Source organism: Rossellomorea sp. GAMAL-10_SWC, assembly GCF_049568075.1.
GTDB lineage: Bacteria > Bacillota > Bacilli > Bacillales > Bacillaceae_G > Gottfriedia.
Map to the genome: position 1 here is coordinate 2,980,168 of NZ_CP144911.1, position 21,895 is coordinate 3,002,062.

Sequence of the window (21,895 nt, forward strand, 5' to 3'; positions counted from 1 at the left end):
GTTCCTCCTATTAATTTTTTTATCAGAAGAACCCCCCATATATTGATCACTTTCTACTACTTACACAATCTTATTACCTTTTTTCCAAACAGATTTCACATGGTTAACACCAAATAAATATTGTAATTCTTGATAGTTTTTAACATTCCATAATACAATGTCAGCTTGTTTCCCAACTTCAAGTGAGCCGATTTGATCTTGGCGATTAATAGCACACGCAGCGTTGTATGTTGCTGCTGTTAAGCTTTCAGCTGGAGTAAGTCTCATTGAAATACAAGCTAAGTTCATTACAAGTGGCATGGAAGTTGTTGGTGAAGAACCTGGATTGCAGTCAGTTGAAATAGCTACAGCTACCCCTTCATCAACCATTTTTCTTCCTTTAGCAGCATCTTCACGTAAATAAAGTGCTGTTGCAGGTAATAGACAAGCAATTGTTCCTGATTTGGCCATTGCAGCAATACCTTCATCAGAAGCTTTTAATAAATGCTCGGCTGAAATAGCACCAACTTTTGCAGCTAATTCCGCTCCGCCATACGGTTCAATTTCATCAGCATGAATTTTTGGAATTAGATCAAATTTCTTACCTGCTTCTAAAATTCGCTCTGATTGTTCTGGTGTAAATACACCTTTTTCGCAGAATACATCATTAAATTCAGCTAGTTTTTCTTCTGCGATGATTGGTAGCATGTCGTTAATTAAGTGATCAACAAATTCGTCTTCTCGTCCTTTAAACTCTTTCGGCACTGCATGTGCACCCATAAAAGTAGGAACTAATTCAACTGCATGCATATATTTTAATTTTTTCATCACTCTTAACTGCTTTAACTCGGTTTCTAAATCCATACCATAACCGCTCTTACTCTCTACAGTAGTAACGCCATGTGTAATGAATGAATCTAGACGACGCATCGTTTGTGCCATCAATTCTTCTTCAGTCGCTTCACGAGTCATGCGGGCAGTCGCATGAATTCCGCCACCCGCATTCATAATATCCATATATGTTGCACCTTCAAGACGCATTTCAAATTCACGCTCACGGCTACCACCATACACAACATGTGTATGTGGATCCACTAGACCAGGAGTAACAAGTTGGTTTGATGCATCAACTACTTCTGCTTCATGAATTTTTTCTGCATAACGATCTTGAATTTCTTTTGTTGTACCAACAGCTTGTATTACTCCATCTTCAATCCATAAGCTACCGTCTTCAATTAAACCAAGCTCTGACATTGCTTCCTTTGAGCGAGGTCCTTTCATTTCAGAAGCAAGCGTTGCTAATTGAGCTGCATTTTTAATCCAAATTGGTTTTGTCATTACTTATCAGTCCCTTTATCAAGCATTGGAATATTTACTCCTCTTTCACGAGCAGTTTGTTTTGCTAGCTCATAACCTGCATCAGCGTGACGAACTACACCCATTCCAGGGTCTGTTGTTAATACGCGCTCAATACGTGCTTCTGCTTCTTTCGTACCATCTGCAACAATTACAACACCAGCGTGTAAAGAGTAACCCATTCCTACTCCACCACCGTGGTGAACTGATACCCAAGTAGCTCCACCAACTGCATTAATCATTGCATTTAAGATTGGCCAGTCTGCTACTGCATCTGATCCATCCATCATGCTTTCAGTTTCACGATTTGGAGATGCTACAGAACCTGAATCTAAGTGATCACGTCCAATTACGATTGGAGCTTTTAATTCGCCACTTGCAACCATGTCATTTAAGATTTTACCGAAACGAGCGCGCTCTCCATAACCTAACCAGCAAATACGTGAAGGTAAGCCTTGGAATTGAACTTTTTCCTGAGCCATACGAATCCAATTACATAAATGTTCATTATCAGCAAATTCACGTAAAATAGCTTGGTCAGTTTTGTAAATATCTTCAGGATCACCTGATAATGCTACCCAACGGAAAGGTCCTTTACCTTCACAGAATTGTGGACGGATATAAGCTGGAACGAATCCTGGGAAATCAAATGCATTTTCTACTCCTTCATCCTTCGCAACTTGACGGATGTTATTACCGTAATCAAATGTCACAGATCCTTTTTCCATCATTTCAAGCATTGCTTTTACATGAGTTGCCATTGAAGCTTTTGAACGAGCAACATAATGTTCTGGGTTTGAAGCTCTTAATTCTGCAGCTTCTTCTAATGACATTCCTGATGGTGTATAACCGTTTAATGGATCATGTGCTGACGTTTGGTCAGTTAATACTTCTGGAATAAAGTTTCTAGCAATCATTTCTGGTAAAATATCAGCAGCATTTCCTACAAGACCGATTGATAATGCTTTTCCTTCTTTTTTCGCTTCTTCAGCAAGACGAATTGCCTCATCTAATGAATCTGTTTTTACATCTGTATATCTAGTTTCAATACGACGATCGATTCTAGTTTCATCTACATCGATTCCGATACAAACTCCGCCATTCATTGTAACAGCAAGTGGTTGAGCTCCACCCATTCCGCCAAGACCAGCAGTAACAGTAATTGTACCTGCAAGTGTGCCATTAAAATGTTGTTTTGCTAATTCAGCAAATGTTTCGTAAGTTCCTTGAACAATACCTTGAGAACCAATATAAATCCAGCTACCTGCTGTCATTTGACCGTACATCATTAAACCTTTTTTATCTAATTCGTGGAAAGTATCCCAATTAGCAAAAGCAGGTACTAGATTTGAGTTCGCAATTAAAACACGTGGCGCATCAGCATGAGATTTAAAAATCGCTACTGGTTTACCAGATTGAACTAATAATGTTTCATCATTTTCTAAATTCTTTAATGAATCAACAATCGCATCGAAGCACTCCCAGTTACGAGCTGCTTTACCAATTCCACCATATACAACAAGATCCTCTGGACGCTCTGCTACATCTGGATCTAAATTATTCATTAACATACGAAGAACTGCTTCTTGTTGCCAACCTTTTGTATTTAATTCCGTACCTCTATATCTAACTACTTTATCGACTGTAACCGTATTCATAATTTAATACCCCCTTGATGTGATATTTTCAGTCTAACACGAATTTTCCGATATTTTATTATAAAATAATGATTATTTTATAATTTAATTCAAATTACTTAACTTTAATTTGTTTTTTTATAAATTATATCATTTTCTATTAATTAATTAGTCTATTTTAAAAGAAAACTATGGAATATAAAAAAGGTTTAAAATAAATGATGTAGAATTCATTAATTGATTAAATCGAAAGGTGGTATCGTCATGAAATCAACTGTTTCCCCAATTGCTAGTAAAGTTAACAATGTTTTTATCCATGTTAAGGATTTAAAAAAATCAGTTAATTGGTATTGTAAACTCCTTGGTATTACGCTCGATAGTAGCCAGATTGAATCTCCAGTATTCAACATACCAGTAACAGGTACTACTGGACTTACATTAGATGATCATACTTTTGATCCTAATTTTAAGTTCGAACCTTCAAAACATGTGTTATTTAATTTCTACTCCGACGACATAGACGCGGCTTATAACTTTATGAAAGAAAATAATATTGCAATCGTAAAAGAAATTGAACGTATCGGAGAATTTGCTTATTTTAACTTTGAAGATTTAGATGGGAATGTATTAATGATTTGTACTAGTTAATATGAGAGAATAATTGAGGAAGATCTAAAATTCAAGCCTGTATCATCGATTAATATCATTCGACGATACAGGCTATTTTTAAGCATTTTTAAATAATTTACGGATCATTCTGATTTGGCCACGGTGATTGATTTCGTCCTCAAATACATGAAACCATTTAAAATAATTTGTAGCTTTTTCTCTACCAAACTCTGTCTGCTCATATAACCACTCATCTGAAAGTGTTTTAAACTTTGCATAAGTTTCTTCTCGAACCGAGTTTAAAAGATTAATATAATAGTCTGCATCATTTCCTTTAATCGTCTTTCTAGCATGATCATCTAAATCTAAACCAGGTAACCATTTCTCTTCTTCTTCCGAATTTAAGTCTCGATTTTCAAATGTATTAAGCTGATACCAATACTCAACTCCTGCCATATGAGTTAATAACATTCCAATGGTATTACCTTTTGGGGTGTGTAAATAATCTAACTCCTCCACTGTAATATCTTTAATAGCTTCCAAAGTTGTATATCTTACATAATTCATCATAGAAGTTAATGTATTAAAATCTCCTTTAACACCATCTTGCTCTCCAACTAAAAGTAATTTGTTCCATTCGTACATAGTTGCAACCCCTTTCATTTTTCTACACAAAATTTAATTTTATAATAAGTAATCAATAGAAAAAAGTTAATTATGAAGATGTTTTTTAATTCCTCTAATAATTTAAAAAACGGATTTAAAAAAACAGCTCAGCATAAACTGAACTGTTTCTTTATATTTCTAAAAGAGAAATAGTTTAACTTTATATTTTCCATAAAGTCATTAAGCATTATTAACTTCCAAAGCAACCCTAATTCCAGATTCAATAGCACCTTCTATCCAACCAGGGATTGATGAAGTATGTTCCCCAGCAAAGTGTACTCTTCCTTCTGGTGTAGGAATATATGGTCCTAAATCAATTTCCTGTTCAGGCTTACCCATTGACAGAGCTCCCGCTGCAAAAGGATCTTGCGTCCAACTGTGCGAAGTGCCTGTAATAAACTCTGTATATACTTGATTTCCATAAATTGTTGCCAAGTCTCTTAATGCATATCTTATCCGATCTTCTTCTGACAAACTATCCCAATATAAGGCAGCATCCTCCCATGTATAACTGGCCAGTATTACACCTGGACCTTCAGAACCTAACTGGTTACTTGGAAAATAAGAAAATCGGATTGGTAAATCTGTGGTTGTTTTACCGCCGAACTGACCATACTTTTCCCAAAATCTTGATTTAAATTGTAGACCTATTTTAGTGGATGCCAAGTAATGAAGCGTTCTTATCGCTTTCCACTTATTGTAGGAAAAAGTATTCGGTGGAACAACTTGAACAAAGTTTAAAACAGAAAATGGAATCGTAATGATTGCAAAATCACTGGATAGTTGAAACTTTTCAAAACTATTTACATTTTCTGTTTGTAATGTAACTTGATTACTTTCTTGTATAATTCCTATCAATCTCTGTCCAAAGAAAAGATTTTCCTTTAATTCAGGTAAGAAAGAATATGGTAATTGATCATTTCCACCAGTAATTTCGTAAAGCTTTATATCTTTAGAAAATAGGACTGTAAATTCTCTTAAAATTGAAGTAAAACCTAGCTCTGGAAATCCTCTCGAACCTTGGATAACTTTAATAAGCTCGATTGCATCTGGTGACAACGATTGACCTACAGGATTATATCTTAAAAATGCATCCATTGAATACTTATCATAATATTTAACAACAGTTTCCCAATTTTTATCTGGATTTTGACTTATAAATTCTAATAAAGGTATAATGGCTTTTTCTATTAATTGATCAGCATTTAATCCTTTTTCTGAGGGATTTACTGGAAAGCCCAATAAATCAGGATTCGTTTCATTTTCTTTTTGAGTTAATTTAATATCGTTTACGTAAATTAAATCATTCGGTGTAGTATTAATAAATTCATTTAAAGGTAAATTAAATTTTTTAATATACTCAAAAACTAGCGAATGAGTCGATGGAATTCGCATAGCCCCCATTTCAAGATATTGGCCCGCAATAAACGGCTTTCTTTTTGTGTAAACCCTTCCTCCTAGTCGCCCTGTTGCTTCTAAAATTGTTACAATATGACCCGCTTTTTTTAATAAGGATGCAGCAACTAATCCTGACATTCCTGCGCCAACGATCGTTATTCGCTTTGGACTATTTGTTTTTTCTAGTCCATTTCGAATAATCGATATCATTTGATTCGTTGGAAGTTTTATTCTTGAGTTCATAAAAATCAACTCTTTCTAAAGTCTAAAGTTATCATTCTTAAAATTTATTCATAATATCTTTTATTTAGAATTATCCTTTTGTCACGTTTCTTCTAGGCCATTTGTTTTATTTCTCTACTAATTCATCAATGATTCTTAGTTAAATAGATTCATAAAAAAAACAGTTCAGCCTAAACTGAACCGTTTCTTTTATAATCCTGATCGATAAACTAAAGGAGTACACCCCTCAAGTTGTTTGAACTTTGCATTAAAATATGATTGGTGAGAATAGCCAATTAATCTTGAAATTTCATCTAGTGGTAAGTCAGTTTCATCTAATAATCGTTTTGCTTCTCTAATGCGCACTTCATGGAGCGTCTCTCTAAACGATTGATTTGATTCGGCCGTAAAGCGACGACTTAGTGTACTTTTATTAATCCTTAGTGCATCAGCGCAATCTGTTAAGCTCCATCCGGCATCCCAATAATTCGATTCAATTAACTCCCTTGTTTTTTCAACTAATGTACGATGGCCTTCTTGGGAAGAATCATGCCCTTGTAGCAATAGACTTGTTGTAAAATCAAGCAATTCTTGAACAATTTGATAGATGATTGGTCCATGTACAATTTTTTGGAAAATGTCATAATAAGTACCTTCCCATGATGCATTTTGAAGATTATTTGATTTCATATATCTTCTTATTTGTGCAAGTACACTTGTTAATCGGATTCGAACAATTTCTGGATCTGGGTAAGGCTGCTGAAAAGTTAAAAATTCTAGTTCCATCCAGTCTCGAATCGCTTTTGCATCTCTTTTTTCTAGCATTTCAATCCAATGGCGTTGCTCTAGAGGTGTAAGGAATGGATCCTTCTCTTGAAATGGCATTGGTTCGTTTTCAGCCAAAATAATATCATAACCTTCAAAGAAGATTCTCCGTGTTAACTGAAGTGTTTGCTCGAAAATATCTTTTAATGTCTCTTCCTGAGTTCCAACTTTCATTACGATTGCAAGAGGCTCATCCATCATTTCTTTCCACCGAGCAAGAAATGCATTATATTCATCCTGCAATAACACTTCATCAACTTCATGTACACTTAAAATAAAGTCAGAACCTACGAATAGACGATTTTTCCCGGTAAAGGGATTTCGTTCTAATGCTTTATAGACAAGTGGAAGTGTACTTGAATTCGGTGTCAAAAATGCAACCATCGTAATCGGACCATCATACATTCTTTCATTCAAAAAAAGGTCAGGATAATCTATATTAAAAGGGCTTATTTCTTCATTAATGTTTCTAGTAAAGAATCGTTCTTTATTACGAATTTGATAGCGTAATTGTTGAATATGCTTAATTAAATCAGTAGGAGAAAATGGGCGAAACAATACATCCTCCGCTCGATATTGTAATGCAAGATAGGCAGTTTGAAAAATTCGCTCGGATGAAATACCTAACCAACGAATTGAAAATTTTCGGATTAAATCACCAAATCTTTCACTCTCATTTTTCCAATGATCCATATCAAATATGACAAGGTCAGGCCGCTGCTTTTGAATAGCCTTTTCAAATTCTCCCATCGTTTTCCAAGAAACAAGGTTAATACCAGTAAAGTGCGATTCCACGACCCACCTAATCCCTGAAGCCTCTAACTCATCTTTTGCAACTAAATGAATTTCCATCGTGTTTTTCACCTTCACTTCTATCTTTTTTATATCATAATAGCAAATTTATTTTGTTTTTGTAGAATAAAAACGCTTAATTAATCGTTTTTAATGAAATAGTATTTGAAATAATTCGATTTTTTAAATTTAAAGTTTTCCTTCTAAAAAAGTGCCTCAAAAGTATGTAAACTTTTGAGGCACTCACAAATGAATGATTATTTCTGATTAAACGGTGTAACAGGAGGCATAATATGTACTTTTTTATTTGGATAGATTCTTGCAATCACTGTTGATTGTGATAATCGTTTAATATCCTTACCAGGTAGGTCCATTGATACACCATTCAGTGCAGTCTTATAAACATGCCTAATCGTATACGGTACATGTTGATCCTCTAGCAGAGTTTTTAATTCTTCTTGAAATTTTGCATGACTTTCTTCTACTTGCTTAGTTGCCTCTTCCAAAGTTAGTTGTTTTCCCGCTGCCTCTGCTTCCTTTACAGCTACCACAGCAGGCTTTGTTTTAAATTCAATAATAATTGATGTCATTTGATTAGTTGAAAAATCAATTGATGGATCTACAAAAAAAGAAGGGTTCATTGTAACATTCGCCACCTTTGTCTCATCTGAAATTTTAGTTGTATTAAGTGTATTCCCATTACATCCGCTCATGATAAAAAGCATTAAACTAAATAAAATACTTACTCTATAAAAATTCTTCATATTTACTACATCCCCTTCAAAAACTGTTTAATAAAAAAAGACAATCTATCTGGATTTTATCCTTTAGAGTGCCCTTTCAAACATTATTTAGTTTAGAAGTAATAAACATTGTTACATCCTATAGTTATCATTCAAAAATTCAATATGATAATTAATCGTCCTCAAATATTGTTTTGTTGTATCTTTGGATAGACTTTTAATCCTCTTTAACATATGAACACTTAATACTTTTTCATTGTTATAAATTCTATATTTTTTTAAAGTTGAAAGTCTATGATTATATTGACTCGCTTTGACTTCATTGAGTTTTTTTACATTTATTAGATAATCTGTAAAGTTCATAATTGCCCCTCCTACTTGTATAGAACAACGATTTTTCGTAAAAAGAACTAGTCCTATTATTAAAACCTACTTAGGACTAGTTCTTTGTATCATTCTATTTAGCATGTCTACTAATTATACCTCTAAAGTTTTATTTGTTTGAACCTTCAAGATTCATTAGTACTATGGGAAAATATTAGGAAAAAAGAGAGCAAAATTCACTCCCCCGATTTGTTATCAAACTTCTTACAATCCCCAAGCAGACTACTATAACCTCTAACAGAAGGGTTTGTCTGATTTAATTATTTAATTGATCCCTAAATCTAGCTTTATATCATCAATCGTTTTACCCTTATATTTTTTAACCGGTTTTGGTGCATCCCCAACCGTTGGATTTTGCATTAAGTAATTTTTCTCAAAGAAAGCAAAATCTTTTGCATCAACGATATTATCAAAATTAATATCTGCACTTCGTTTATTCGTACCCCAATATGTTTGGATGAATAATGCATCCTTTATGTCAATTACATTGTCTTTATTTACATCTCCTGCTATTGGTGCTTTAAAGTTTATTTCGGGATTCCAATGTGCAGTTGGTATTCCTTCGTCATTTAAAAAACCCACGTGAAAAGGTACATACATTGTAAAATGACCAGGTAGATCAAGTGAAGCTTCCAATTCTTCAATAGTAACTGGTAGTTTTTCTACAGTTGGTGAGCCATATGAAGAGATTACCCCTGGATAAAGATTTCCACTTTGGTCTTTTACAGAAAGCACTGCACCGATTTTAGATGGATCTACCCTCCAACCATCTCTCCCTTCTCTTTTCAATGATTCTGGAACCCCAATACCTCCAGTAATTTTGGAATAGGTTGGTTGGCTCCAAATTGGAGTAATCGCTGAAAACATCGAGATAGTTTGGTTTGCATCTTTTTCATAAGAAGCTGTTGGTGATTTAAAAGTCGAAAGCATATTATATGAGTCATTTTTTACTTTTAATGTGACTTCTGCAAAAGGTACATCACCAGTCACTTTACCTTCTGTCATTTCTACATTTACTTTTAGAGTACCCGATGGAACTGCAGTTGTTGTAAGTTTGGCAGTTCCGAATTTTTCAATAGCTGGATTCAGTTTTACATCTACTAATTCTAGTTGGCTAGTCGTAAAATTGAAGCTCGTTATTAGTTTTTTCGCATCTGTTAGATTACTAGCTTTTAAAGTCACTTTAACAGTTTCACCTTGATTGACAATTTTTTTATTTACACTTCCATATACAATTGGTGTGCCTTCTTGAATAAAAGTATAGTATTTGTAACGGTCACCGATCGCTGCTGAGTTATATCCTGCAAGTTCTACATTAAAGCTTTTCGCATTTATTGGAATATTGTATGTGAAGCTTCCGGTCGCATCGACATAAAATCCGTTTGTAAATATTGAACTATTATTCTTCTCCATTACGAAGTTACCAGATTGATCGATAGAAATCCCTTGTTTTCTATAGTCATCTTGCGTATTATCAAACACTCTACCTGAAATTGGATATGATGTCGTTCCTGGTTTGTACTCAATAACACCTTCTTCTACATCTGTTGTAAATTTAGGACCTGTAATATCGATCATTGTATGATCGATCATCGTAAATGTTTTACCTTCTCGATTTGTACCAATAATTTTTACTTTATAATGACCTGGACCATATGGTACCTTAACCTCCGTAGTTGAAATTGGTTGCTTTGGATTTCCAGTGAACGGTAAATAGTATCCTGTAAAAGCACCATCAATATAATAATCTGTATTTTCATTGTACTGAGACGTATTTAGTATTCCTAAATAACCAATTTCTTTTTCAGTTTCACTGTCCAATAAAACAAAATCAATTGTATTCATACTCGATCTAGCATTAAAAACTACACCTGTCGTGTAATTTAGTAAAGGATAATAGTTATTGTAGTCTGAAGTCTGCATTTTATTGTAAGTTGCCATTGAATTAAAGCCTTCTTCTACATAATGTACTCCAAATGGGATCTGATATTTTTCAGTTGGATCGGCATTATTTGTAAAAACAATATATCCTTCGTAAATTCCTTTTTGCGCAGATTTCGGAATGTTTAAATTCATTTTTATTGTTTTTGAACTAATGCCATTTAACATAACGGATGTAGGACCTGAAATTGTTACATTATTTTTTGCAGCATCTTTTGACCCTCTAAGTCCAGTTTGAAATTTGGCTTCAATGCTAAAGTTTTTTGCTTTTTCACTTCTATTTTTCAAAGTAATATTTCGTGTTGAAGAATGATCTAAATCATTAAAACTAATTGAAACAAAGCTCATTGCACCTGTTGACTCGCTAATAGATTTTTCTTTTCCATCGATAATCATTGGCGTTTTATCAACAACACTAATTTCAACAGTTGAATGAATCGCTTCATAAGCATCTATTCTTCCACTACCGATCTCATAAACACTATAATCTTTCGTTAATGAATCAGCCGTATTCATTAAAATTGATTTTACGTCTGCTGGTTGTAGATCTTTATTAGATTGGAGTAATAATGCTGAAACCCCTGCAACAAAAGGTGTTGCCATCGATGTACCAGATAAGCGTTCGTAAGCTATTTTATAATCTTCCGGTTTTGTTCCATCTACTGTTTTATTATTAACATAAAATGGGACGGTTGAAAGTACAGCAACACCAGGTCCGGTAATCTCTGGTTTAATATCATAATTTACCCTTGAAGGTCCTCTTGAACTAAATACCGCTAATTCATCATCTGCCGTTTTTACTTTTGTAAAATCACCAAATGTAAAATCAGTATCACCGGCTTTCATTGCTGTTAAAATTGCCAATCCGTCTTCATATGAAACTGAAAAACTAGGAATTGAATTGACCGATTCACCTAAATACGCTTGGATTAGTCCTTCTGCTTTATTCACTTCATTGTTATAAATAATTACGCCAGCTGCGCCCTTACTTTTCGCTAGTTTAATTTTATCTACGAATGCAGTGTCTCCACGAGAGATAAAAACTATTTTTCCATTTACGTCTTTACCGTTATAATCTGTTGCTTTACCTAGCCCAACGTCTACTAATTTAAATGTTTTTCCTTTTAAAGATGTTAAATCATCTGTATAATTTCTTGCAATTTCTCTTACAGCATAATTTTTACCAGCTTGTAATCCAGTAAACTGAAACATATTAATCGCAGTTGTGGAAGCTCCAACAGTTATTGCTAAAGCAGATGAACCTGGAGAGCCAAGAGTATACATTTGATCTCCACTATTACCTGCAGCTACTACAGTCGTTACACCACTTAAAACTGCATTGTTAACAGCAACTGATGTAGCATAAAGAGGATCATTAATTGATGCTCCTAACGACATGTTTATAATATCCATTCCATCTGCAACAGCTTTATCTAATGCTGCTATAATATTAGCAGTTGTCCCACTACCATATGGTCCTAAAACTCGGTAGGAATAAAGATCTGCTTCGGGTGCTGCTCCAAGAGTTTTATATTCACTATTTGCTACTCCACGACCACCGATGATTCCAGCAACATGTGTACCGTGTTCTGTGTAATATGTATTTGAGCCTGAAAGCTCTGGTTGCCCAGATTGTTTCCAATCTGCAAACGTTGTTTCCATCGGGTCATTGTCATTGTTAACAAAATCATATCCACCTTTATAAGCGTCCTTTAAATCAGGATGGTTATAATCAATTCCTGTATCAAGTATTCCGATTTTAATTCCTTTTCCTGTAAAACCCTCTTCGTGTAAACGATCCAATCCATCATAAGGTGTGTAATTAGCTACATTATCCTCATCAGGCTTTAACTGTTCATTATTTTCTGCTTGTTTAGGTGGATCAATTGAAAATTTTTCATTCTTCCAAACAGCTTTAACCGCTTTTGATTTTAAAAGGTTTTTAATTTGATTTACTGGTAAGCTCATCGCTACCCCATTGAACGCATGCTTATATGAACGATTAATTCTAAAATTTACTTTTGATTTTTTTCCATCAATTAATACCTTATTTACATCTGCCTGGAAATCTTCATGATCTAGATCTACTAATTTAGATGCTTCCGTTTTAGAAAGCTGCTTTCCTTCTGAACTTGCTTCAATTTGAGCAATCTTTGCCGGTTTATTAGTAAACTCAACGATTACATTTGTTTGTTCATTGGAATTTAAATCCAAATCCGATATTTGTAGACCTTTCGACTCATTTGTTGATAGCTCATTTAAAGCTGCCCTTTGCGTTGGTGTTAATTTCGCAAGAATATCTTCAGCTTTTGAATAACTATCAGCTTTTGAAACATGACCTACATTTCCTAAAGAGGCCAAAATTAAGCTTGATGATAGCGCTACGATAGTCATACCTTTTAGAAAATTTTTTTTGTATAAATTACTCCCCATCTTCTTCCTCCTATTTTCCGACTACGTTATCAATTATTCTGAAAATTCAATTGGAGGTCAAACGGGTTATTTTAGTGTAGTAACATCAACACTTCTAAAAAAATAGACAACTTTCGACTATTTTCGATAAGGAAATAAGCCAGAATTTGTGTAAGTTTGGAGATTAAGTCGTGAAATAAAAAAATCCTATTGAAATTTAAATTTCAATAGGACTTAAAGATTAATTAAACAAAAACCAAATTAGGTCTATTTATAATACTTTAATTTAATTGATTCATCGTCACAGAAAAGATATAGCTTTGATACTTATCGCAGCCTTCATACCTAAATCTCTTTCCATCTTTTTTAAACTCTCTACCATCTTCTTGAAAACCTAAATCGTGTAAAACGTCTTTAATTGAACCATTTTCATAATCTTTTCCAACCTGGAATTCGATACTCAAGTAACTCACCCTTTTACTAGTTTTTATTATTTATTTTGGTAATTTTAGGGTGATTTTATACTTTGCAATGATTGTTTAACAATCAGCAAGGCTAATAAATAAGACTCAAAGGTCCATGTGAAAGCAAAGATTATCATTATTTATAAATGAATTTCGATGTACCAAAGAAGATTATATAAAAAATAAGGTCAATGAAAATTAAAAGCAGGAAATAGTTAATTATCCAAATTTTCTGCCTTTTTTTGTTTTTCTTACTTTCCTTTTTAACAAACCTAGAAAATAATAATTTACTAATATAATAATTTAAATGCTTTTTTTCACTTTAAGCTCCATTTCCTTGAGTTAATTTTAACCAAAATCATACATATTCTTAATAAAATTCGATTTTTTATTTACCATTTTTTAACTAAAATCATTACTTTTTAACTATTTTAAAGATTCTGAATAAATTTTTCGTCGATATTTCCGCTTATTTTTTCCTAATAAAATGCAAGAATTGACGATTTTTGTCGTTTGATAAACCAGTTTTTCAGATGATACGATGAATTCCTCAATACCACATTGTTAACCAAGGGGAGGAATTTTTAATGAACAAAAAAGTTTTAGCGGTTGGATTATCTGTAGGTTTGGCGGCAAGTAGTTTAGGAGTAACTAATACATATGCTGCACCAAAAAATGTATTATCTAAATACAAGTACAACAAATCAGTAGGATCTCCTGAATTCGTTTCTGGACAGCTGACAAAACCATCAGCTAAGAGTGCTGAAAGTGTTGTAAAAGGGTATGTAAATGCTAACAAAGATAAGTTCAAACTTGGTTCAAAATCCGCAGAAGAGTCGTTCATTGTTGAGTCTAGCAAAAAAGATACTTATGGTACCGCACTTAGACTACAACAAGTTTATAACGGTGTTCCTGTATGGGGATCTACTCAAACGGCTGTAGTTGGAGATAATGGTACTCTACATGTTTTCTCTGGTACAGTAATTCCAAACTTAGATACTAAAAAAGGGTTAAAATCTACTAAAAAAGTTAATGCTAATAAATCTATCAAAATTGCAGAAGCAGACCTTGGATATACCCCTGTCTATGAAAAAGACCCAACAGCTCAACTAGTAGTTTATACAAATGGTGATAATGCTACGTATGCTTATGTTGTAAACTTAAACTTCCTTTCTCCTAAACCTGGAAACTTTAATTATTTCATTGAAGCTTCAACAGGAAAAATTTTAAATAAATATAATAGTATTGATACAATGGACAGCATCCATGCTGCTAGTAAATCAGCTGGAGCATCAGTTGCTAAACCAACAGTTTCTGGTACAAATGTAACTGCAACAGGAAAAGGTGTACTTGGTGATACAAAAACATTAAATATGACTTTATCTGGTTCAACTTATTATTTACAAGACAATACAAGAGGAAACGGTATTTTCACATATAATGGATCTAATCGTACTACTCTTCCTGGTACTCTTTTGTCAAGCACTGACACACTACTAAATAGCACAAGTGAAGCTGCAGCAGTTGATGCACATTATTATGCTGGAAAAACATATGACTATTATAAAACTGTTTTTGGACGTAATTCATTTGATGGTAATGGTGCTGCTTTAAAATCAACTGTCCATTATAGCCGTAGTTATAACAATGCATTTTGGAACGGTACTCAAATGGTTTATGGTGATGGTGATGGAACGACTTTTACTTACTTATCAGGTGGACTTGACGTAGTAGCGCATGAGTTAACTCACGCAGTTACAGAAAGAAGTTCAAACTTAATCTATCAAAATGAATCTGGTGCATTAAACGAAGCGATTTCGGATATTTTTGGAACTGTTATTGAGTTCTATAATAATAACAATCCAGATTACGAGATTGGTGAAGATATCTACACACCAGGTATTACTGGTGACTCACTTCGTTCAATGAGTGATCCAACTAAATATGGTGATCCAGATCACTACTCAAAACGTTACACTGGAACTTCTGATAATGGAGGGGTTCATACTAATAGTAGTATTATCAATAAAGCTGCTTACTTAATTGCAGTAGGTGGAACTCATTACGGTGTATCTGTAACAGGAATCGGTAATGATAAACTTGCTAAAATTTTCTATCGTGCAAATACTGTTTACCTAACTTCTTCAGCAACATTTAGTCAAGCTCGTGCAGCACTTGTACAATCTGCTGCTGACTTATATGGTGCAGGCTCTGCTGAAGTAACAACTGTTAATAATGCATTTGATGCAGTTGGTGTAAAATAATTAAAAATTTATAAAGTAAAAGAAGTCTCATAAGTGAAAGTACTTATGAGACTCTTTTTTAATAAATGGGCAGCAATCGTATGAATCCCATCGCTTTTTTATTGAGAAACTTTCGTACCATTTAAAAAATTAAGTAATTCATTAAATGTATTTTGAGCAGCTTTCGTATTCATTTGGAATTGGTATTCATGACCTAGTTTTCCTTCTGATTTACTATAAAAGACTTGTTTAACACCTGTTCTTTTTTCTAGTAAAGTTGCAAATTTTTTACCTTGTGATTCAAAGGAACCTGTATTTCCGTCAGTTATAAATGTTGAAACAAATTTTTCTGGTACATTTCTTAAAAGAGATGCTTCCTTCGTCATCTTTTCATCTTCCCAATTGTATTTTCCAAAATAGGCCCATCCAACTCGCTTAAACATAAATATAATCAATCTTGAAGAAGCGTTTGTCTGCACTTCTTTCAGATCATAAGGACCACAAAGAAGAATCGCACCACGAATTGTATTTGGATCAACGCTCTGACCTATTTTAGCTGTATCGGAATAGTGTTTATTCATTTGAATGCTAACAAATTGTGCTGTAAGCTGAGCTCCAGCTGAATCTCCAGCTATATAAATATTGTTTAAATCCAGTCCATATTTACCTGCATTTTTTTTAACAAACTTGTAAGCTTGATCGATTTGTTGTAAAGGTATTGGATAAGCAACACTCGGCGCTAAAGGATAATTTATATTCACTACATTATACCCATGACTAGCTATATATGTAGCATATTTTCGAACATCATATTTATCTCCGGCTACAAAAGCACCACCATGAATCCAAAAAATGGTTGGAACGTATTTTTGGTCACCTTTATATTTAATCAAATCGAACGTACTGCTTTTATATTTTGATGAGTACTTAATATCAGTATCCATTGTAGTTTTTTGTTTTGCTATACCATAATCTGCTGCCTCTACTTCAATACCACCCGCAAAAGACTTCTTCAAAATCCACGTTACAGGCCTTGGGGATAGAAATATCGATCCAACACCAACTATGATTATTAAAAGTAAACATATTCCAATTATTTTAAATGTGCGCTTCATATATGTCCTCCAGATAAAGAGCTAGCTGAAGCTTATTATTCGATTTTCCAAAAAATATCATACATAAAGACAGAATTCGTTCACATATTAGATTAATAACATTTTCTTAAGAGCATTGTAAATTCCATGTTCATTACAACTATCTGTGATTAAATTGGCTTTCTCTTTAACCGCAGTTTCAGCATTTCCCATTGCAACGCCAACTCCTGAATGTTCCATTAGTTCGATGTCGTTCATTCCATCACCGAAGAAGACAATATCTTCTTGCTTAAATCCATTTTCTTTAGCGATTTTCAAAATTGTTTTAGCTTTGGAACCTTCTCTAGGAATAACATCTGAGCCATATTGGTGCCAACTAACATAGCGGAATTCGTTGATATCATATTTGTGAAGATCTTCAGTCTTGCAAAACAGCATAGCTTGAATAATAGAATTTTCTTTCCAATACATCTCATCAAAGTCAGGTATAATCAATCCTAGACTTTCATAGGACTGAGTTAATGACTCTCCAGGTTCTTCAAAATGTCTTTTTACCCCGTTCAATGTTTGGAACACAATCTGATCATTGTTTTCCATCGCAATTTCAATTAATTTCATAATAGATTCTTTTGAAAATATTTCCTCATGAGCTATTTCATGACGGACAAACCCTACTGACCCATTGCATAAAACATACGTATCAATTTCGAGTTCGTCGACGATGGATATTGCAGAAGTGTAGTCTCTTCCTGTCGCGATTACGATTTCATGTCCATTTTCTTTTAGAGAAACCAAAGCTTGTTTCGTACTGTCTAAAAACTTCATTTCAGTCGTTAGTAATGTTCCATCAATATCAAAAACAATAAATTTTTTACTCATTTTCTTTCCCCACATTTTTCTCTATTTTTTTATCTTTCATTATGCTTTAAATAGAATCTCTATCTATAATTCGATATGGTATTTTTACTTTTTCTCTAGACTTCGCTATTACAAGGCTACAAGCTTGTTCACCGATTTTTGTTAATTGATGATCCACTGTAGAAATTCCCATACCGATTCCAATTGGTTGATTTTCTTGGCCAATGATTGCTAAATCAGTAGGGATTTTCAATTGTTGCGACTTTGCGTATAAATACATTCCACCGGCCACTTCATCCCCATTTGCATAGATAGCGGTTGGCTTTTTTTGTAATTGAAGAAATTTCTTTGCTGCTTCATATCCGTCTTCTAAGCATTGACAATCTGTGAGATGGTATTCAGGTTGAAGTTCACCAAATATTTCAGTATAAGCATCAATCATTTGCTTCGTGCTGTTGCTTTCTAGCCTAGCAGTTGTGAATGCTACCACATCATGCCCTTTGTTTTTTAATAAATGAAAAGCATCCAAATACGAAGAATAGCGGTCCATATAGGAACAGCCAATTTCCTCGTGTTGCGTATATTCACAAGCTACGATTGCACCATATTCGCTAAACGGAATGATTGTTTCCCAATCATTTGCTCGAGAAGTGATAATGATGCCATCATATAGCTTGCTTTTTAATTTTTGCAAATACTCCATTTCTTTTTCTTTACGATAATTTGAAGGAAGCACCGTTATCAAAAAATCTTTCTCTAATGCCTTGTTCAGTATACCGTTTAATATTTGATCAAATGCTGGATTGTTGTTATATGGGAGAATAACCCCTATTGTCCGTGTTTCTCCTCGAATTAAATCAATTGCATTTTTATTTGGTGTATAGTTCATTTCTTCAATAACTTTAAGAACTGCCTCACGTTTATCGCTAGCAACATACTTATAATTGTTTAGGACTCTAGAAACAGTAGAGACCGATACACCTGCTAATCTTGCAATATCGTTAATATTTGCCATCGCACACCTCCAACATATATGAATTATCAAGGATTTTTATGCATTACATTCAGTTTCGGAAAAAGTGTTTAGAAAGGAAAGGAGGTTTCCACTGTTTGCCCATCTTACCGTAATCCTATGTTCTCCTACAATGAGTGTAGAATGTTCAAACTCTTTCCTTTCTCCTTCAAACCAGAATGATTTTTCCATCTTTATTAGTTTATTGGTTACAATATATAATCTTTTATTGGTTGAAAACAAATCTCCAAAGTAAATATTTAGTGTTCCATCAAAGATTTCCAATAAGCCTGTAACGTTAGACACTATATTTTCTTCGTGTTTAAAGTTAACTTTTCTGTTCATTTTTTTCTCCCTCCGTTCAAATACGGCTTACTTTCAATCTAATTTATGAAATGGATTTCAAGTCAAGAGAAAAAATCAAACTAAATTTCAGGCCAGCTATAAGGAAGCACTCAAAGTTTTCATCACTCGGTTTGTTGAACAAATAGCGAAATGAACATCAAAAAAAGTTGGAATCATTTTTTTATAGATTCCAACTTTTTTTGTTACTATTTTTGACTGCGTTGCATTGCCTGTTTCTCCAAATACTTGTACATCTTTTTCATATTTTCTGGTGCGTCCAATGGGTCTTTTACAATCATTTCAATAAGACAGAGTCTTTCGGAACATTCAATTTCAGCTTCGTTTATTGCCTGTTCAAGCTCTCCATAAGTACGAACAATAGCCGTAAACGCATTGCCTCCAAAAGCTTCAGCTAGCTTAGTGTAAGACCATCTAGGGATTTTGTTGTAAGTTTGATTTTTGGTTTTTACATTTAAATATTTTTCGATGGTATAACCGTCATTATTTAAGACGAAAATTATCGGTTTACAGCCGTAATAAAGCATGGAGCTGATTTCTTGTGCAGTTAGCTGTAGTGAACCATCACCCGTAAACAGTAACACCCGACGTTCTGGGGCTGCGATACAGGCACCAAATGTCGAGGGGGTTGCATATCCAATGGAGCCCCAGCCCCCTTGCCCAATATATACAATATTACTAGGCAGTCTCACCTCCGCCATGCCATTGAAGAGTGTACCAATCTCAACAATCATAATGTCGTCCTGTTTCAGCATACGTTGGAAAAGTGGATAATAGCCGGCTGCCTTAAGTGGTTCTTCAGTACTTACATTGTATTGATCGTATGGAAATGACACTTTTTTATGCAATCCTTGACCTGTATAACCCACATTTTGTACTACTTGAAGCAAGTCATTAGCAAGAACGTTCGGATATACCGCCTCAGCAATCTTCACTAGGTCCGATTGAATATGAATAGTCACCATTGAATTCAGTTTTGCTGTAAAATTCCCTGTGTTGGTGTCCGCAGGTACCAAGCCAATCGCAATGATACAGTCTGCATTTTCTACCGTACTTTGAACTTCAGAACATCCAAACGAGCCTAAGTACATCCCAATATAATTTGGATGGGTTTCATCAAATGCCCCTTTACCGAACATCATGGACGCAACAGGTATCTTCATGGCGTCTGCTAAATTTAGTACAGCAGCCTGAAGGCCAAAACGCATTGTTTTTACATCCACTAGAATAACAGGCCGCTTTGCATTTTCTAGTAGTTGACGGACATGTTCTGTCGCAGCCTGAAGAGATTTTAAGTTTGACGTTTTTAGTTGTTGTGTTGGCTCTATCCGTTCCATAATCGGCTGATCGACTAAATCATCAGCCACAACGAGGTAAACAGGTTGTTTCTTTTCTTTTGCAATACGAATAGCAGCAGGAATTTCAATCATGGCGTTTTCAGGCGTAAGTACCGCACTATAGGCCGTTATCTGTTTATACATATTGCGAAATACATTAAAATCCCCATCCATTAGAGTGTGGTGCATTAGCTTGTGCTCTTTTTGATCTTTTTCTTTTGGCGAACCAACAATGTGGATTATTGGAACATGTTCGCTATAGGCTCCGGCTATTGGATTACATGCATTCAACTCCCCAACACCAAACGTTGTAATAAGAGCAGAAATCCCCTTGATTCTTGCATAGCCATCTGAAGCGTAACCCGCGTTTAGTTCGTTCCTTCCTTCAATAAACTGGATTCCGTTATATCGCTCCAACGTATCAAGTAGTGAAAAATTATAGTCCCCAGCGACGCCGAAAATTTCTGTAATCCCCTCTTGCTTCAAGCAATCAAACAAAAACTGCCCAACTGTTTTTTGTGTCATACCAGCATGTGTGTCGGGACTGACTGTATTCTTCATTTTATCCATTACACACCCACTCCTTTTCCAATATCAATAGCTTGTTCAGTTTTTTAGTACCCTTTTTATTCGTACCCTATCATAGAACAGGCTATACGGTTGTTTAGAAAAAGGAATAGTGTAAAACCAATACAAAGCAACAAAAGGACAAATTCGATTTAACGAACTTGCCCTTTTTTAAAATAGTTGGTTATTGAATTGTATTTTTCAACATATTATACATATTTGTAACATGTTCATCGACTTGGTCTCGCGACATACGAAGTCGTTCAACTGAAGTTCCATATCCGATTTCTTGTTTCCCTTCTTTTAATCCCATGAAAATCCCATCTGCGAATTCATCTAAAGGTTCACCGTGAGTATGCAATCCTGCTCCACCTAAATCAGTATTAACTGCCGGAGGTGCAACTTCAATTACTTCCACAGTTGAATCGGAAAGTTGGAGACGTAAACTTATTGTAAAAGAATGAATTGCAGCTTTTGTTGCTGAATAGATTGGCGCAATGACCAACGGAGTAAAAGCTAATCCCGATGAAACATTAATGATCGTCGCCGCTTCTTTTGTAGCAAAATATGGAGCAAATAGCATAGACAAATGGATTGGTGCTTCAATATTAGTTATGATTTCATTATTAAAATATTTCCAATCGTTCTTCGCATCTGATTTTAAGATATTAAATCGTTGTTGAATTCCTGCATTGTTTACTAGTACATTTACTTCTGGATAGTTCTTTGTTACCCACTCAAACAATGATACACGATCTGATTCAGAGCTCAAGTCACTTACATGTGTAATAAGATCTGGAAATTTTTCTTTAGCATTTTCAAGTACATGTTCACGTCGTCCAGTCACTATGACTTTATTTCCAGATTTAATAAAGCGTTCTGCGAAAGCTAATCCGATTCCTGTACTTCCACCTGTAATAAGGATTGTATTTCCTGTAAGTTTCATTTTTATTCCTCATTTTCTAATTATTTTTCACTTGATCTATTTATAAT

Annotated in this window: 17 protein-coding genes; 2 read left to right on the plus strand and 15 right to left on the minus strand. The window is 34.3% G+C overall.

Going from position 1 to position 21,895, the window contains the following annotated elements:
• Positions 1–60: 60 nt before the first annotated feature.
• Positions 61–1,317, minus strand: coding sequence for an imidazolonepropionase (gene hutI, locus V5E38_RS14880; RefSeq protein ID WP_499210600.1), 1,257 nt, complete (start codon positions 1,315–1,317; stop codon positions 61–63).
• A complete protein-coding gene (hutU, locus tag V5E38_RS14885; protein WP_387330836.1) occupies positions 1,317–2,993 on the minus strand; it encodes a urocanate hydratase in 1,677 nt (558 codons plus the stop codon). The genes hutI and hutU overlap by 1 nt, the downstream gene beginning before the upstream one ends.
• Before the next feature lie 243 nt (positions 2,994–3,236).
• Between hutU and V5E38_RS14890 the strand changes: the two genes are divergently transcribed.
• The gene (locus V5E38_RS14890) at positions 3,237–3,620 is read left to right on the plus strand and encodes a VOC family protein (protein WP_097978102.1); all 384 of its coding nucleotides are present in this window, start codon (positions 3,237–3,239) and stop codon (positions 3,618–3,620) included.
• A 78-nt stretch (positions 3,621–3,698) separates the two neighbouring features.
• Here the strand turns inward: V5E38_RS14890 and V5E38_RS14895 are convergent, their stop codons facing one another.
• From V5E38_RS14895 to V5E38_RS14925, 7 genes are all read right to left on the minus strand, one after another.
• Complete coding sequence (locus tag V5E38_RS14895; protein ID WP_286133626.1) at positions 3,699–4,226, minus strand: DinB family protein; 528 nt, start codon at positions 4,224–4,226, stop codon at positions 3,699–3,701.
• A gap of 201 nt (positions 4,227–4,427) precedes the next feature.
• The gene (locus V5E38_RS14900) at positions 4,428–5,888 is read right to left on the minus strand and encodes a flavin monoamine oxidase family protein (protein WP_499210601.1); all 1,461 of its coding nucleotides are present in this window, start codon (positions 5,886–5,888) and stop codon (positions 4,428–4,430) included.
• 189 nt (positions 5,889–6,077) lie between these two features.
• Positions 6,078–7,544, minus strand: coding sequence for a response regulator transcription factor (locus V5E38_RS14905; RefSeq protein ID WP_499210602.1), 1,467 nt, complete (start codon positions 7,542–7,544; stop codon positions 6,078–6,080).
• A gap of 197 nt (positions 7,545–7,741) precedes the next feature.
• Entirely contained in the window at positions 7,742–8,248 is a 507-nt protein-coding gene (locus V5E38_RS14910; RefSeq protein WP_499210603.1) for a protease inhibitor I9 family protein, read from the minus strand.
• Between the two features lie 111 nt (positions 8,249–8,359).
• Entirely contained in the window at positions 8,360–8,590 is a 231-nt protein-coding gene (locus V5E38_RS14915) for a hypothetical protein (RefSeq protein ID WP_069035062.1), read from the minus strand.
• Between the two features lie 285 nt (positions 8,591–8,875).
• The gene (locus V5E38_RS14920) at positions 8,876–12,985 is read right to left on the minus strand and encodes a S8 family serine peptidase (protein ID WP_499210604.1); all 4,110 of its coding nucleotides are present in this window, start codon (positions 12,983–12,985) and stop codon (positions 8,876–8,878) included.
• Between the two features lie 260 nt (positions 12,986–13,245).
• The gene (locus tag V5E38_RS14925; RefSeq protein ID WP_335491911.1) at positions 13,246–13,428 is read right to left on the minus strand and encodes a hypothetical protein; all 183 of its coding nucleotides are present in this window, start codon (positions 13,426–13,428) and stop codon (positions 13,246–13,248) included.
• Positions 13,429–14,015: 587 nt separating this feature from the next.
• Here V5E38_RS14925 and V5E38_RS14930 point away from each other — a divergent pair.
• Positions 14,016–15,692 carry a M4 family metallopeptidase gene (locus V5E38_RS14930; RefSeq protein ID WP_499210605.1) on the plus strand — a complete coding sequence of 559 codons (1,677 nt, stop codon included), beginning with the start codon at positions 14,016–14,018 and terminating at the stop codon, positions 15,690–15,692.
• A 98-nt stretch (positions 15,693–15,790) separates the two neighbouring features.
• Here V5E38_RS14930 and V5E38_RS14935 read toward each other — a convergent pair whose 3' ends face one another.
• From V5E38_RS14935 to V5E38_RS14960, 6 genes are all read right to left on the minus strand, one after another.
• Positions 15,791–16,786 (minus strand): alpha/beta hydrolase, encoded by a 996-nt coding sequence (locus tag V5E38_RS14935; protein ID WP_499210606.1) that lies wholly within the window; start codon positions 16,784–16,786, stop codon positions 15,791–15,793.
• 87 nt (positions 16,787–16,873) lie between these two features.
• A complete protein-coding gene (locus V5E38_RS14940) occupies positions 16,874–17,644 on the minus strand; it encodes an HAD family hydrolase (protein ID WP_499210607.1) in 771 nt (256 codons plus the stop codon).
• A gap of 46 nt (positions 17,645–17,690) precedes the next feature.
• A complete protein-coding gene (locus V5E38_RS14945; protein ID WP_499210608.1) occupies positions 17,691–18,638 on the minus strand; it encodes a LacI family DNA-binding transcriptional regulator in 948 nt (315 codons plus the stop codon).
• Positions 18,639–18,674: 36 nt separating this feature from the next.
• A complete protein-coding gene (locus V5E38_RS14950) occupies positions 18,675–18,980 on the minus strand; it encodes a hypothetical protein (protein ID WP_499210609.1) in 306 nt (101 codons plus the stop codon).
• A gap of 206 nt (positions 18,981–19,186) precedes the next feature.
• Positions 19,187–20,905, minus strand: coding sequence for an alpha-keto acid decarboxylase family protein (locus tag V5E38_RS14955; RefSeq protein ID WP_499210610.1), 1,719 nt, complete (start codon positions 20,903–20,905; stop codon positions 19,187–19,189).
• 181 nt (positions 20,906–21,086) lie between these two features.
• Positions 21,087–21,848, minus strand: coding sequence for an SDR family oxidoreductase (locus tag V5E38_RS14960; protein ID WP_499210611.1), 762 nt, complete (start codon positions 21,846–21,848; stop codon positions 21,087–21,089).
• Positions 21,849–21,895 lie beyond the last annotated feature (47 nt).

Excerpts from the sequence above, each read along its gene's own strand:
- V5E38_RS14910 (WP_499210603.1), bottom strand. The coding sequence starts at position 8,248 with ATGAAGAATTTTTATAGAGTAAGTATTTTATTTAGTTTAATGCTTTTT.
- V5E38_RS14955 (WP_499210610.1), bottom strand. The coding sequence starts at position 20,905 with ATGGATAAAATGAAGAATACAGTCAGTCCCGACACACATGCTGGTATG.
- V5E38_RS14940 (WP_499210607.1), bottom strand. The coding sequence starts at position 17,644 with ATGAGTAAAAAATTTATTGTTTTTGATATTGATGGAACATTACTAACG.
- V5E38_RS14895 (WP_286133626.1), bottom strand. The coding sequence starts at position 4,226 with ATGTACGAATGGAACAAATTACTTTTAGTTGGAGAGCAAGATGGTGTT.
- hutI (WP_499210600.1), bottom strand. The coding sequence starts at position 1,317 with ATGACAAAACCAATTTGGATTAAAAATGCAGCTCAATTAGCAACGCTT.
- V5E38_RS14945 (WP_499210608.1), bottom strand. The coding sequence starts at position 18,638 with ATGGCAAATATTAACGATATTGCAAGATTAGCAGGTGTATCGGTCTCT.
- V5E38_RS14930 (WP_499210605.1), top strand. The coding sequence starts at position 14,016 with ATGAACAAAAAAGTTTTAGCGGTTGGATTATCTGTAGGTTTGGCGGCA.
- V5E38_RS14935 (WP_499210606.1), bottom strand. The coding sequence starts at position 16,786 with ATGAAGCGCACATTTAAAATAATTGGAATATGTTTACTTTTAATAATC.
- V5E38_RS14960 (WP_499210611.1), bottom strand. The coding sequence starts at position 21,848 with ATGAAACTTACAGGAAATACAATCCTTATTACAGGTGGAAGTACAGGA.
- V5E38_RS14920 (WP_499210604.1), bottom strand. The coding sequence starts at position 12,985 with ATGGGGAGTAATTTATACAAAAAAAATTTTCTAAAAGGTATGACTATC.
- V5E38_RS14915 (WP_069035062.1), bottom strand. The coding sequence starts at position 8,590 with ATGAACTTTACAGATTATCTAATAAATGTAAAAAAACTCAATGAAGTC.
- hutU (WP_387330836.1), bottom strand. The coding sequence starts at position 2,993 with ATGAATACGGTTACAGTCGATAAAGTAGTTAGATATAGAGGTACGGAA.
- V5E38_RS14900 (WP_499210601.1), bottom strand. The coding sequence starts at position 5,888 with ATGAACTCAAGAATAAAACTTCCAACGAATCAAATGATATCGATTATT.
- V5E38_RS14950 (WP_499210609.1), bottom strand. The coding sequence starts at position 18,980 with ATGAACAGAAAAGTTAACTTTAAACACGAAGAAAATATAGTGTCTAAC.
- V5E38_RS14905 (WP_499210602.1), bottom strand. The coding sequence starts at position 7,544 with ATGGAAATTCATTTAGTTGCAAAAGATGAGTTAGAGGCTTCAGGGATT.
- V5E38_RS14890 (WP_097978102.1), top strand. The coding sequence starts at position 3,237 with ATGAAATCAACTGTTTCCCCAATTGCTAGTAAAGTTAACAATGTTTTT.